Raw genomic sequence first — 13409 nt, forward strand, 5'->3', positions numbered from 1 at the left:
TATCCTTCCTTAGTTTTCCGTGCTCTTTGGGTATGCGCGGACGCTCGCTGCACGTTTGTACGCCTCCCATGCTTGACCCGCCTGGGCATTGAGCATCGCCGCTGCAACGAAGCGGTCGGGCCTGACCAGCACGGTGCCGACTGCGCGGGTGTCAAAGAAGCCCTTGAGTGCGCCAGTGATATCCGAGACAACCTCGGTGTCTTCCGACACGTACTGCTTTGCCCACTCGACCTGCGTCGGGCTGACAGCGCAGACCAGTTTGATCTCGGCTGCAGCCAGCTCTGCAAGCTGCTCGGATGTAAACAGCCGGGCCGGGTCCACGCCCCAGCTCACCATCGCGTGGTTGAGACCCAGCGCGTCATCGAGCAGCACTTCCGCGCCGTTGTACTCCACCTTCGGCTGGATAAGCTGCAATCCCACCGGCGACATCTTGTTCACCGCAACACGCGAGGTGATAATCCGCGGGCGACGCGACGGGTCGTTCGAGCGATCCGCCTCGCCAGGCTTGAGCGTTGCCTGATCAACCACGGCACCGCGGCCGTAGCGTGGCACCGGCTTGAACTTCATATCCGCGAAGTACTCTTTGACCCGCGGCGACAGGTTCATCAGCTTCGCCGCCGTGTCGCGCGCGAAGGCTACCTTCTTGTCAGTCGGCTTAATCACCGTGCCGAAGGTCATGGACAAATCGATCATGGCCTTGGCATGGTCGCGGCGCTCGACATCGTAGGTATCAAGCAGTGCGGGGCTGAACTTGCCCTGCAGGACGCCCGCGAGCTTCCACGACAGGTTGGTGACGTCCCTGATACCGGAGTTGTAGCCCTGCCCCATCCACACGGGCATGAGGTGGGCCGCATCACCGGCGATGAGCACGTTGCCCTTGCGGAAGCTGCGCGCCATGCGGCCGTGGTGGGTGAACACGCGACGACGGATTACGTCCAGTTTGGTGCCTTCTGGGATGTGCTCGGAGAGCAGCTCCTCGATGAAGGCGTTGTCCTCGACCTTTTCGGTGGGCTCGTCGTCGAAAAGCATGAACTCCCAGCGCCGGACGCCATGTGGCAGGCCGATGGAGACGTAGGGACGGTTCGGGTCCGCGCCGAGGTAGACGTTCGGTGCGCCGAGCGGATCGTTGTTCACGTCGACGACGACCCAGCGTGTTGAGGGCGACTTTCCTTCGAACTCGGTGCCCATCCACTTGCGGGTAAACGAGCGGCCGCCCTCGCAGCCTACGAGGTACTTCGCGGTGATGGTCTCTTGCTCGCCGGTGCGCTCCTCGCCTTCCTCGCCACGTACGTGCTCGAAGGTTGCGCGCACGCCGCCGGCGACCTCTTCGATCTTGACCAGCTCGCGGCCAAAGGTGGTGGTGACGTGCGGGAAGCGGGACAGGCCCTCGAAGGATGCCTTGTCCGCGAGCGGCTGGAGGAAGCCAAACTTGCGGGGCCAGCCGTAGGGCTCGCCTTGCGGGTTGTTGGTGAGGATGACGTTGCCGGCACCGTCGACAAGCCGCATGATGTGGTGGGGAATGGTGTAGGGCAAAAATTCCTTGGCCAGCCCCATCGCCTGGATGGTGCGCATGGACTCATCATCAAGGCCCACGCCGCGCGGGTAGTCGATGAGCTGGTCACGCTTCTCCATCACCGCGACAGAGACTCCGCGGATGCCGAGCAGGTTTGCCAGAGCAAGACCGACGGGACCGGTACCAATGACCAATACATCGACGTCTGCATTCACTACACCCATGTGCGGCTCCCTTCTCTCCATCAATGTTGCGCCCCGTGAGTCACCTCACTTTGCCTGCGCCTGCCATCAGACAATCACACGCACGATTTAGCGCACCCTTAATTCCGTCTCGCGGAACGGATTTCCCCAAATGGGGGCATCAGGCGACTCCCTCGCCACTTAAATCGCCCACATTTCCTGCCGTGTTCCGCCACATGGAATACATTGCCCGGCTGTGCCGCGCTCTGCCTAGGCTTTCCGGCATGAGCAACGCAACTGAGAAGAACGAGCAGGCTGTCCGCGAGGCTGCGGCCGCGCTCATTGACGCATATGAAACCGGTAACCCGATTCCACCCCTGCGCAATTCCTTCGAGGGCATGGACATTGCGGATGCCTACCGCGTGCAGAAGGCACAGATCCCGGCGCTTACCGAAAAGTGGGGCGAGATTGTCGGCCGCAAGGTCGGACTGACTTCCCTGGCGATGCAGAAGCAGCTGGGCGTCGACTCCCCGGACTTTGGTTTCTTCACCGAGGCTCAGCTCTACCGCGATGACGCACGCATCGCCGCAGACACCTTCATCTCGCCGAAGGTGGAGCCGGAGTTCGCGTTTCTGCTGAACAAGGAGCTTTCCGGCGGCAACACGACGCGCGCCGACGTCGCGGAGGCGATCGAGTCCGTCCACGCCGCGATCGAGATCATCGATAGCCGCATCAAGGACTGGGACATCACGCTGCCGGACACGATTGCGGATAACGCCTCGTGCGGCGCGGTGGCTATCAGCGAGGCACCGCTCGAGGTCGCCATCGAGGCCCTCAATGCAACCACGTGCTCGCTGCTTATCGACGGCACCGTGACCGGCACCGGCAAGGGCGAGGACGTCCTCGGCGACCCGCTTGAAGCCGTCGCGTGGCTGGCGAACATCCTGCACGAGCAGGGCGACGTGCTCGCGGCAGGCCAGTGGGTCCTTCCCGGCAGCATCACCAGCGCAGCCCCCGTGGATGCGGGAAGCTCCGCCACCGCCGACTTTGGCAGCCTCGGTACCTTGACCATTCACTTCTAATACCCAAACCCTTAAAGACCAAGGAGTGCGCACATGACCACCCCAGTGACCGAACGCCCGTTCACCGCCGCGATCGTCGGCTCCGGCAATATCGGTTCAGACCTGCTGATCAAGCTGCTCGAGCGCAGCGAGCTGATCAACCCCACCTACATGATCGGCATCGATCCTGAGTCCGACGGGCTGAAGCGCGCCGCGGACAAGGGGCTTACCGTCTCTGCCGAGGGCGTCGACTGGCTGCTGGACCTGCCGAAGGACGAGCTTCCGGACTTCGTCTTCGAGGCGACCTCCGCTGGCGCGCACGCGGCGAACGCGCCGCGCTACCGCGAGGCGGGCATCCACGCCGTGGACCTCACCCCCGCCGCGGTCGGCCCGTACGTCTGCCCGCCGGTGAACCTGGATGCGGTGGACGATGTGTGGAACGTGAACATGATTACCTGTGGTGGTCAGGCCACTACCCCGATCGTTGCCGCTATCTCCTCGGTCGTTGACGTGGAGTACGCGGAGATCGTCGCTTCGATTTCTTCCAAGTCGGCTGGCCCCGGCACCCGCGCCAACGTGGACGAGTTCGTGGAGACCACGTCCCGCGCGCTCGAAGAGGTTGGTGGTGCCAAGAAGGGCAAGGCCATCATCATCCTCAACCCGGCCGAGCCGCCGGTGATGATGCGTAACACCGTCTACGCCGGTGTGCCCGCGGAAGCGGCCGTGCCTGGTGAACTGCGTGACAAGATTACTGCTTCCGTCGAGGCCATGGTGGCAAACGTGCAGCAGTACGTGCCCGGCTACAAGCTCACGGCTGACCTGCAGTTTGAAGAAGCCCAGGAGCGCTGGGGCGGCATGGCGCGCGTGACTGCGCTGGTGCAGGTTCGCGGTGCTGCCGACTATCTGCCGGATTTCGCCGGCAACCTGGACATCATCACCTCCGCAGCGACCAAGACTGGTGACCTGTTGGCACAGAAGATTCTTGACGGCTCCAACAACAAGGAAGGGAACTAAGACCCATGAGCTTCACCACTTTTGAGCACAAGCCTCCGTACAAGGTGCGGGTCAACGACACCACGCTTCGCGACGGCTCCCACGCAGTTACCCACCAGTTCACCGTTGAGCAGGTCCGCGATGTCACGCGCGCGCTCGATGCCGCTGGCGTCCAGGTGATTGAGGTTGCCCACGGCGATGGCTTGGGCGGTTCTACCTTCAACTACGGCTTCTCCGGCACCAACGAGATGGACCTCATCTCTGCGGCCGTCGAGGAAGCAAAGAACGCGAAGATCGCGGCACTGGCGCTGCCGGGCCTGGCCACCTTGCACGACGTCACCGAGGCCAAGGAACGCGGTATCAAGATGCTGCGTGTGGCCACCCACTGCACCGAGGCGGACATCTCCCCGGCCTACTTCGAGCACGCCCGCAACCTCGGCCTGGAGACCGCTGGCTTCCTCATGCTGTCCCACATGGCAAGCCCGCAGAAGCTGGCTGAGCAGGCTCGCATCATGGCTGACGGCGGCTGCCAGTGCGTGATGGTCGTCGATTCCGCTGGCCACCTCATCTTGGAGGAGGTCTCCGAGCGCGTTGATGCGCTGGTGCAGGAGCTTGGCGACGACGCGCAGGTCGGTTACCACGGCCACCAGAACCTTTCCGTGGGCGTGGCCAACTCCGTGCTGGCTGTTCGCGCGGGTGCGAAGCAGATCGACGGCTCGCTCGCCGCACTGGGTGCCGGTGCCGGTAACTCCCCCACTGAGATTCTCGCCGCCGTCTTCGAGCGCTTCGATATCGAGACCGGCCTTGATACCAACAAGCTGCTCGACGCAGCAGAGGACATCGTTCGTCCGCTGATGACGCGCGTGCCGATCATGGACCGTCCGTCGGTCGTGCAGGGCAAGGCTGGTGTCTACAACTCCTTCCTCATCCACGCCGAGCGCGCCGCTGAGCGCTACGGTGTTCCGGCTGCGGAGATCCTGGAAGAGGTTGGTCGCCGCAAGCTCGTCGGTGGTCAGGAAGACATGATCATCGATGTTGCCGTGGCGCTGCAGAAGGAGCGCTCCGCCTAACGCAGCGCGTAGACCAGGAGTCCACTTTCCCAGTTAGTGAGGGTGGGCTCCATTATCATGAGAAAGATGGATCCCATGTCTTCGGAAGTCCCAGCACTCGATTTGGGAGAAAAGCGCAGCTCTACTGCGAAGGTGATGGACATACTCAAGGTCCTGGCAGAGGATCCGCTCGGGGCGGTGGGAGTCACCGAGCTTGCATCCCGTGCGCAGCTTTCCAAGTCCACGGTGCACCGCATCCTCCAAGAACTGCTCGTCGCGGACTCTGTGGAGCAGGTGGAAAACCAGTACATTCTGGCACCATGGCTGGTATCCCAGCTCAACCCCCGGGACACGAACCGCTCACGCGAGCTGCGCGAGCTACTCACCCCGTTCTTGGGCCAAATCTACGCGCTCACGCAGCAGACCACGCACCTCGCGGTGCTCAACGGGCTGGAGGTCCTCTACCTGAACAAACTGACTGGCCGCGACCCGTTGGCCAGCCCGTCGCGCGCCGGTGGACGAGCACCCACCTATTGCACGGGAGTGGGCAAGGTACTGCTGGCCTACAACCCCAATGCGGCAAACGCGGTGTTAAACAGTCACCTGATTCCCTGGACGCCACACACCATTACCTCCCCGGAGCAGCTGAAGCAGGAGCTGGTGGAGATCAGGGAAACTGGCTTTGGCTACGACCGGGAGGAGATCCGTCCCGGTCTGACTTGCATCGCTGCTCCGATCCACGGCAAGCAAAGCACTGTAGCTGCGCTGTCTATCTCTGGTCAGGCTGGGAAATTCAACCACGCCGAGTACGCCGGCGTGTTGGAATCGGTCTGCGCCGCAGCGTCGCGGGCGCTGAAGATCTAGATCCCCAGCACCGACTTGGCGATGAGGAAGTAAATAATCAGGCCGGTCGCGTCCACCAGCGTGGTGATGAACGGGTTAGCAAACACGGCCGGGTCAATGCCCAGCTTCTTGCCTATCAACGGCATCACACCACCCACGGTGGCGGCGACGGTACAGATACTTACCAAAGTCAGGCCGATGACGGTGCCGATGTCCCACCCGTACACAAAGCCCGCAATCAGAAAGCCCAGACTGCCAAGCAGCACGCCCAGCAAGATACCTACTCGCGCCTCGCGGAATACGATTTTGAGTACGTCGCCGGGGCGTACGTCGCCAAGCGCAAGCGCACGCGTGACCGTGGTGGCGGCCTGGTTGCCGGTGTTACCGCCGGTACCGATCAGAAGCGGCACGAACAGGGACAGTACGACCATCGTGGCAAGGGTATCTTCGAAGCGCTCAAGCACTTGGACAGTCAGCGTCGCACCAATGGCGAGCACCAAAAGCCACACCACGCGCGACTTCACAATCTCGAGTACCGGAGTAGCAAGGTACGGGCGGCGCAGCGGCTCGGAACCACCCATGCGAGCCTGGTCCTCGGAATCCGCCTCCTCGAGGATGCGCAGCGCATCGTCGACGGTGAGCAGACCAACGAGCCGGTCCTCGGTATCCACGATCGGCAGTGCCAGCCGCTTGCGGTCCGCGCAACGACGCGCCGCTTCCTCCGCCGCCTCGTGCGCAACCGCAAGGTCAGGTTCCTGCATCAAGGTGGAAACCTCGGCTCGGCCATCGGCGCGCAGGAGATCACGGAGGCTGACCACGCCGGCCAGGCGGCGATCCTCTTCTACCACGGGCAGGGTGTAAATCGACTCCGCGTCGTCGAGATGCTTGTGGATCTCGGCGATCGCCGAAGCGACCCGCATCGTCGGACGCAGAATAATCAACTCCGGACTCATGCGGCGGCCGATGGAATCTTCCGGGTAGCCCAACACAATGCCGGTCAGCTCCCGCTCCCCCTCCGACAGGTTCGCGACCATGCGGGAGGCGACGGAGGCCGGCAGCTCGTCGAGAAGTTCGGCACGGTCGTCGGGCTCCATGCCTTCGAAGACCTCGGCGACCCCAGGCACGCGCAGCCCAGAGACGAGGTCGGCCTGCACCGCAGGGTCGAGTTCGTCAAAGGTTTCTGCCGCCACTTCCTTCGGCAGCGTGCGGTAGAACAAGGCGCGCTGCTGCAGGCCCATGCGTGCCATCAGACGGGACGCTTCCTTCGGAGTGATGTCGGCGAGCAGGCTGGACAGCTCGGCGACATCCTTACTTCGCAGCGCCGCCTCTACTTCACGCTCATACGCCACATCAAGCATGCCACCACCAGCCCTTCTCAATCGTTTCGATTACATCCGGGACTCTAGCACGGTGGGCGCTAAGCAGGGGCTTTTCGCTTGGCGACGGGGCAAGGTGGGCCCGCTGCGGCCGTACCAATCCGACTCTCCCACTAAGCGTTTACACCGCAAAAGTAGGACATCCAAACTGCCTATCTATCACATTCGGTGGACAGCAATGATCTACACCACTACCCTTATTTCACGTGTTCTAGTTCACGTTTAGTTTGTGATCCGGAAGGGGACAGAGTGACAAGCAGCAATAACAGCCTTCCGCTCGAAGGCGTTAAGATTCTCGATTTCACGTGGAGCGTCGCCGGGCCCACGATGACGCGATACCTCGCTGGGTTGGGTGCACAGATCTTCAAAGTCGAATGGCCCAAAGGCCCCGATCCGATGCGCACTGCCATGTACCGGTCCGATACGGCCGAAAAGAACCTAAACAATGGCGCCTTCTTTTCAAACCTCAATGTTGGAAAGAAGTCACTGACCATCAACGTGAAGGATCCGGACGGTCTGCAGGTTGTTAAGGACGTCATCGCTCAAGTCGATGCTGTCACTGAATCGTTTTCTGCGAGCGTCATGGAACGCTGGGGACTCGGGTTCGACACCATGCGGGAGATCAACCCACAAATCGTTTATGTTTCAGTCTCCGGATTTGGTCACTCCGGGCCACATGCGGACAAGAACACTTGGGGCCCTACCGCCCAGGCGATGAGCGGTATGACAGCCGCAGTCGGTGTCCCAGGTCGGGATCCCGCCGGATGGGGGTACTCCTATCTTGATGTGTGTGCTGGCTATATGGGTGCAATCGCGGCAGAGGCAGCAATCCTCCAAGCCCGCGAGACCGGAGTTGGCCAGCACGTCGACCTTTCACAGGTTGAAACCGGCCTCGCTCTTGTCGGACCGATGTTGAGTGAGTTTCTTTCTCACGGCACACGCCCGCCGCGTGGCTACCCAGGCGGTAATACAAGTACGGATCCGTCTGGCGAGGATGTCGGGTTTCGTGGCGACCAGTCTCCGGTGAGCGACATTTTCCCCACCAAGGGAGGCGGACCCAATGATTATGTCGCCATCACGGTCGAGAATGATGACCACTGGACGTCTCTTCGTCGTGTGTTTACCCAACTTCCAGACATAGGCTTTGATGAACTTGGGGAAGCGCAACAGTCGCTTAAAGACCACCTCACCTCTTATTTGAGCAATCTGTCGAAATACGAGGCCGCCGATCTTTTGGCGTCTGAAGGGGTTCCAGCCGCCCCACTGCAAGGAGGCGCTGACCGTGTGGACCGTGACCCACAGCTTAAGGACCGCGGTCTCTTGGAAGAACGGAATCACCCCAGACTTGGAAAGCACGGCATCCAGTCGCTTCCCTTCAGATTCGTGCTCCAAGACGAAAAGTGGCAATTCGCTGATCAATTCCCGGTTCTTGGTGAGGATACGCACGACATCCTCTCCTCTGTTCTGGGTTTGGATCAGGAAGCACTCGACAAGCTCGACCGCGATGGGGTTCTGTGGCCGGAAGGTGTTCCCCATGAAGTCTCGATTGCAAACTCACTCTGGTAGGAAGGATATTTATCTTGCATCCCAATAACCTGAGCAGCGCACTCAAAGGAGTCAAGGTCCTCTACCTTGGCGACCAATTCAGCAGTTACACCGCTCGGCTCCTCCATGATTTAGGCGCAAGCGTCACCAAACTCGTGACGGATTCCTATGTCCCAGCTGCACACGAGAAGCACTATCTCGCCGACATAGCAATTGAGCACGGCGAGGCCAAACCTTCCCGCATCGCAAGTGCTGATGTCATCATCAACTCGCCAACTTCGGGTCAGGGGTGGCCAGTGCTTAATGCGGAAGCCATCAAGGAAGCGCATCAACAGAACCCGCGGCAAGTGATTGCGACTATCACTCCGTACGGAATGACGGGCCCCTGGGCGGGACGACCTGCCTCCGATCTGACGCTGCTTGCAGCGGGCGGTTTCCTCGGTTCGTGCGGATACGACGACGGAGAGGAAGCGGGCATGCCCGTTGCACCAACGGGAGGGCAGGCGAACCATGTCGCCGGAATGCTGGCAACCATCGCAATCCTCGCCCAGTTGTCAAAACTCCAAGCAAATGACGACGCTGTCGCCGAACCGCTCGACATCTCCGTGCAGCACGCGCTCTCAGTCTCCACCGAAATGGCTATTCCTTACTGGGATTACACCGGCCGCGAGGTTGAACGCCACACAGGTCGCCACGCTATGCCCGTAAAAACTGCAAAGTGGCAGCACAAAGCCGCCGACGGCAAGTTCTTCCTTGCGCTTCCGCTGTATGTGGATGACAAGCGTTATGCTACGTTCCGCCAGTGGATGCGCGATGAAGGGTTCGCTTCAGTCGTTGAATCCGATGACTTAGCCGAGGAGTCCTACAGAAACCAGCACCAGCCGGAGATGGTGGACCAGTTCTCTGAGCTTGTCCGCAATAGAAACACTGGTTGGCTTTTCACCGAAGGACAACGCAGACGACTCCCCTGGGCTCCCATCAATACGGCAGATGAGTGCATCCAAGACTCACACTTCACAGATGCACGCACAACGATCGAAGAAATTGATGGCATTCGTCGTGCCAGATCACCATTTCTGATTCAGAGCTCACAAGGCTCACACGCCGAATCCGATGACAAGGAGAAATAGCAAGATGAATCAATTCAAAGCTGAAATCGTCGGGGTCGGTCAGACTGCATACACGCGCGGTACGGAGAATACCGAGTCCGAACAGGTTATTCACGCCGCTCTTGAGGCATGTAAGGACGCGGGTCTTGAGCCAAGCGCGGTCGACGGAATCGTGATGGCCTGGAACGATATCCCTTCGAACGAAGACTTCATTAACGCTCTCGGGATCACTGATCTCCGCTACCATTCCCACGTTCATATCGGAGGCGCTTCGGCTGCCGCCGCAGTAGGTCAGGCAGCAGCTGCTGTCACCTGCGGAATGGCAGACAATGTTTTGGTGACGTTGGGGTGGAACGCCTACTCGGGCAAGCACAGCTTCAGCTCCGCTGACCAGACCGAGTCCGCAATTTACGTTCCAGGACTAAAAATCCGGCAAAACTTGGAAATGCCGCTTGGCATCTTTGCGCCGATGCAGTGGTACAGCTTCCACGCGAATCGCTGGATGCATGAATACAACATCGACCCTGCCGGAATGCGAACCGTCTCCCTCACTACGCGACGTCACGCTAACCTCAACCCAGCTGCATACTTCCACTCTCGAACTCTGACCGAAGAGGACTACGACTCATCCAAGACTCTTGTGAAGCCGTTTCATCTCTTCGACATTTCACTAGAAACAGACGGTGCCGCCGCAGTCCTCGTAAGCCGCAGCAGCAACCACGACAAGGGAGTTTCGATCCTCTCCTCAACTGAGGGGCATGCCAATTACCCCGACGATATTCTCGGCCGACGAGACATCTTGAACATGGGGATCACCAAAGCCGGGCCACGTGCTTTGGAGCTTGCCGGTGTGACAACGGATGATATTGACTTTGCACAGTTGTATGACTGTTTCACCTTCATCGTGCTCCGGCAACTAGAAGAGCTTGGCTTCTGCGAACGCGGCGAATCGCCCGACTTTGTAGCAGATGGCCGTATCGGTCTCGGCGGAGAATTACCCGTTAATACCCACGGTGGTCTTCTCTCTGAAGCCCACGTCGCAGGAATGAACCACATCGTTGAGGCGGTCCGCCAACTCAGGGGCGACTGCGGTGAGCGACAAGTGGAAAACGCTGAAGTTGGACTGGTCACTGGCTACGGCGATTTTGGTGACGGATCCGCGCTCGTGCTGGCGAAAAACTAAAAACTAGGAACCTTAGGAGAGACAGACATGACACAAGAATTGACTGATGCTTCGGACCTGATGCCCATGCCGCAAGCCGCGTCTGACCCCCTGTACGAGAAGTTCTTCGACGGCTTGAAGCAGAAGACACTGTGGACCCGTCGATGTGCGCAGTGCGGCACATGGCAGTGGCCACCACAAACATTCTGCTTCCACTGTCAAGGTACGGATTTCGAATGGCACGAGTTGCCAACCTCGGGTGAAGTGTATTCGTTCTCCGTTATGTACAGGGCTTTCGACCGCTACCACGCCGATAAACTGCCCTACGGGGTCGTGATCGTCAAGCTCGGTGAAATTCATATCACCGGTAGATTCCTCGGCGATCCGGAAGACATCCACTGTGGGCTTCCTGTTGAAGCAGCGTGGGACGAGCTTGCAGTCGCTGGATGCAGCCCAGCATTCCAGGCTGTTTCCTAGCGTTTTGACCGTTGGGGGGCGCTAGCCCGCTTGGCGACGGGACGCTCTCCCCCTGCAGCGGTGCCAAAGTGGTGCAACAATACTTTTATGGACACCAACACCATTGCAGTCATCGGCTACGGCACGATCGGCGAGTCCTTCGCCCAGCTGTACGCCGAGCACGGATATTCCGTCAAAGTCACCGACATTCGCGACGACATCGATGAGTTGATCGCCGCTACCAACGCCCGTCTTGGCGAGGACTCCCCCGCCATCACCAAGGCGGACTCTGTCGCAGAAGCCGTCGAGGGCGCGTTCCTCGTACAGGAGAACGGGCCGGAGCGCCTGGACTTCAAGCAACAGATGGTCGGCGAGATTTTCGCCGCGAATCCGGAGGCGCTCGTCGCGTCGTCTTCCTCTGCCCTGCTGCCGACCGATATCGCTCAGGATCTTCCCGACGAGCAAGCATCTCGGCTGCTCATCGCGCACCCCTTCAACCCGCCGCGCCTGCTCCCGCTGATCGAGCTGGTCCCGGGCGAGCGCACCGCAAAGGAGTCCATGGACACCGTCCGGGCCTTCTACGAGAAGTTGGGCAAAGTGCCTGTCACGCTCAACCGGGAGATTGAGGGCTACATTGCCAACCGCCTCCAGAAGCGTGTGCTGGATGAAGCCGTCTACTTGCTCAACGAGGGAATTGCATCTGCAGCAGACATTGACGCGGCGATGAAGAACTCGCTGGGCATCCGGTGGTCCGTGGTCGGCCCGCTCGAGGCGTTGAACCAGACCACACCACGCGGGTTCGCGGCAACGCTCGAGTTTGTGAAGCCGTCTTTCCAGGACATCCCAGACATTCCAGCGATCGACTACACCGGTGAGGAGGCTAAGGCCGCGGCGGCGAAGGTTGCCAAAGACTTCGGTGAAACCGCGTCGCCGGAGTCCCTCGCCCACCGCGACGAGTACCTCGAGCGCGTGGCGAAAGCGCTCGAGGAGCGGTAGTTAAACCGCACGAAAGGGACAACAAGCGCTGGGCAGACACTCTCTGGTTGTCTGTCCAGAGCAGAGCCTGAGGTCCGCTCTGACTTCAGGGTCACGTTAATTAGACCTTTGAGCCGTCTTGGTCACGGAACTTAAGCAAGAAAGACGCAAATATTGCCCCTGCAATGTTGTGCCAAATCGTAGCAACGGCAGCCGGAAGAGCAGCCAACGGGCCAAACGACAGGCTCGATAAGGTCGCTGCTAAACCAGCATTCTGCATGCCAACTTCAATCGCAATTGAGCGTCGTTCACGCTCCTGTAACCCTGCCAGTTTCGCGGCGAGGAAGCCAAGACAAAAACCCAATGCGTTGTGGATCATTACCGCAATCACCACGATCAAACCGGATTGAAGAATCGTGTCGGAGGAGCCGGACATAATGCCGGCAATAACTACAGCAAGAGCTGCAGCTGATAACCAAGGAACAACCGGAGCAAGTCTTTCCACAACCTGGCGTAACACCAGTTGAACCACTACTCCAAGAAACACAGGGACAAGGACCATCTTCAGAATCTGAGTGACCATCGCCCCTGCATCTACCTCGACACGACTACCAACAAGCCACAGCACAAGGACGGGGCTCAGCAACGGAGCCAGGATCGTAGACACAGACGTTGCCGCGACCGACAGCGCCACATTTCCGCCAGCCAAATATGCGACAATATTGGATGATGCCCCTCCAGGTACAGAGCCCAGCACCACTAATCCTGCTACCAGTAATGGCTCGAGATTCAGACATATCGCGATGGCATAGCCAAGCAGCGGCATGATCAAATACTGAGCTACCACCGCAATAAGTACTGAATACGGAGCAGACTTTAGAACTCTTAGATCTTCCACTTTCAGTGACAGTCCCATCAGGAACATCACAACCCCTAACAGCTCAGGGATGTGCGGAGCTACGGGACTCACTGAATTGGGCCATATGACTCCGATCGCCCCGAAGACGACGATCATCAGAGGAAAGCCAATTACGGCGATGGATGTGCTTGTACTTTGTTGTTTTCCGGGTTCGGTGTTTGTCACGCTTCGCGTTCGGCTCTTCTCATGCAAGCGGCCGGATGCTGTTCTCTCCTGCGGGGTCATA

12 protein-coding genes are annotated in these 13409 nt (G+C 59.7%); 9 read left to right on the plus strand and 3 right to left on the minus strand.

All coding sequences use genetic code 11. The annotated features are described in order from the left end of the window. Positions 1–9: 9 nt before the first annotated feature. Positions 10–1737, minus strand: coding sequence for a bifunctional 3-(3-hydroxy-phenyl)propionate/3-hydroxycinnamic acid hydroxylase MhpA (gene mhpA / locus CIMIT_RS11540; protein ID WP_038593254.1), 1728 nt, complete (start codon positions 1735–1737; stop codon positions 10–12). A 242-nt stretch (positions 1738–1979) separates the two neighbouring features. Here mhpA and CIMIT_RS11545 point away from each other — a divergent pair, with 242 nt between their 5' ends. The 4 genes from CIMIT_RS11545 to CIMIT_RS11560 all read left to right on the plus strand — a co-directional run bounded on the left by CIMIT_RS11545 (position 1980) and on the right by CIMIT_RS11560 (position 5662). Next, a complete protein-coding gene (locus CIMIT_RS11545; protein WP_038593257.1) occupies positions 1980–2777 on the plus strand; it encodes a 2-keto-4-pentenoate hydratase in 798 nt (265 codons plus the stop codon). A 45-nt stretch (positions 2778–2822) separates the two neighbouring features. Further along, on the plus strand, positions 2823–3770 hold the full coding sequence (locus tag CIMIT_RS11550; RefSeq protein ID WP_169713239.1) for an acetaldehyde dehydrogenase (acetylating): 948 nt from the start codon (positions 2823–2825) through the stop codon (positions 3768–3770). A gap of 5 nt (positions 3771–3775) precedes the next feature. Next, positions 3776–4819: a 4-hydroxy-2-oxovalerate aldolase gene (dmpG, locus tag CIMIT_RS11555; protein WP_051904985.1), complete on the plus strand. Its 1044-nt coding sequence runs from the start codon at positions 3776–3778 to the stop codon at positions 4817–4819. A 75-nt stretch (positions 4820–4894) separates the two neighbouring features. Next, complete coding sequence (locus CIMIT_RS11560) at positions 4895–5662, plus strand: IclR family transcriptional regulator (RefSeq protein WP_158407430.1); 768 nt, start codon at positions 4895–4897, stop codon at positions 5660–5662. Here CIMIT_RS11560 and mgtE read toward each other — a convergent pair. Next, positions 5659–6999: a magnesium transporter gene (gene mgtE, locus CIMIT_RS11565; RefSeq protein WP_038593266.1), complete on the minus strand. Its 1341-nt coding sequence runs from the start codon at positions 6997–6999 to the stop codon at positions 5659–5661. The genes CIMIT_RS11560 and mgtE overlap by 4 nt on opposite strands. A gap of 267 nt (positions 7000–7266) precedes the next feature. Between mgtE and CIMIT_RS12495 the strand changes: the two genes are divergently transcribed. From CIMIT_RS12495 to CIMIT_RS11590, 5 genes are all read left to right on the plus strand, one after another. Beyond that, a complete protein-coding gene (locus CIMIT_RS12495; protein WP_157727824.1) occupies positions 7267–8583 on the plus strand; it encodes a CaiB/BaiF CoA transferase family protein in 1317 nt (438 codons plus the stop codon). Between the two features lie 14 nt (positions 8584–8597). Continuing rightward, the gene (locus tag CIMIT_RS11575; protein WP_038593272.1) at positions 8598–9692 is read left to right on the plus strand and encodes a CoA transferase; all 1095 of its coding nucleotides are present in this window, start codon (positions 8598–8600) and stop codon (positions 9690–9692) included. A gap of 4 nt (positions 9693–9696) precedes the next feature. After that, on the plus strand, positions 9697–10854 hold the full coding sequence (locus tag CIMIT_RS11580) for a thiolase C-terminal domain-containing protein (protein ID WP_038593274.1): 1158 nt from the start codon (positions 9697–9699) through the stop codon (positions 10852–10854). Positions 10855–10881: 27 nt separating this feature from the next. Beyond that, the gene (locus tag CIMIT_RS11585; RefSeq protein WP_038593289.1) at positions 10882–11310 is read left to right on the plus strand and encodes a Zn-ribbon domain-containing OB-fold protein; all 429 of its coding nucleotides are present in this window, start codon (positions 10882–10884) and stop codon (positions 11308–11310) included. A gap of 87 nt (positions 11311–11397) precedes the next feature. After that, complete coding sequence (locus CIMIT_RS11590; RefSeq protein WP_051904986.1) at positions 11398–12285, plus strand: 3-hydroxyacyl-CoA dehydrogenase NAD-binding domain-containing protein; 888 nt, start codon at positions 11398–11400, stop codon at positions 12283–12285. 100 nt (positions 12286–12385) lie between these two features. Here the strand turns inward: CIMIT_RS11590 and CIMIT_RS11595 are convergent, their stop codons facing one another. Further along, complete coding sequence (locus CIMIT_RS11595; RefSeq protein ID WP_083316937.1) at positions 12386–13408, minus strand: bile acid:sodium symporter family protein; 1023 nt, start codon at positions 13406–13408, stop codon at positions 12386–12388. Between the last annotated feature and the right edge of the window lies 1 nt (position 13409).

Origin of the sequence: Corynebacterium imitans, assembly GCF_000739455.1 — a bacterium.
GTDB classification, from domain to species: Bacteria; Actinomycetota; Actinomycetes; order Mycobacteriales; family Mycobacteriaceae; genus Corynebacterium; species Corynebacterium imitans.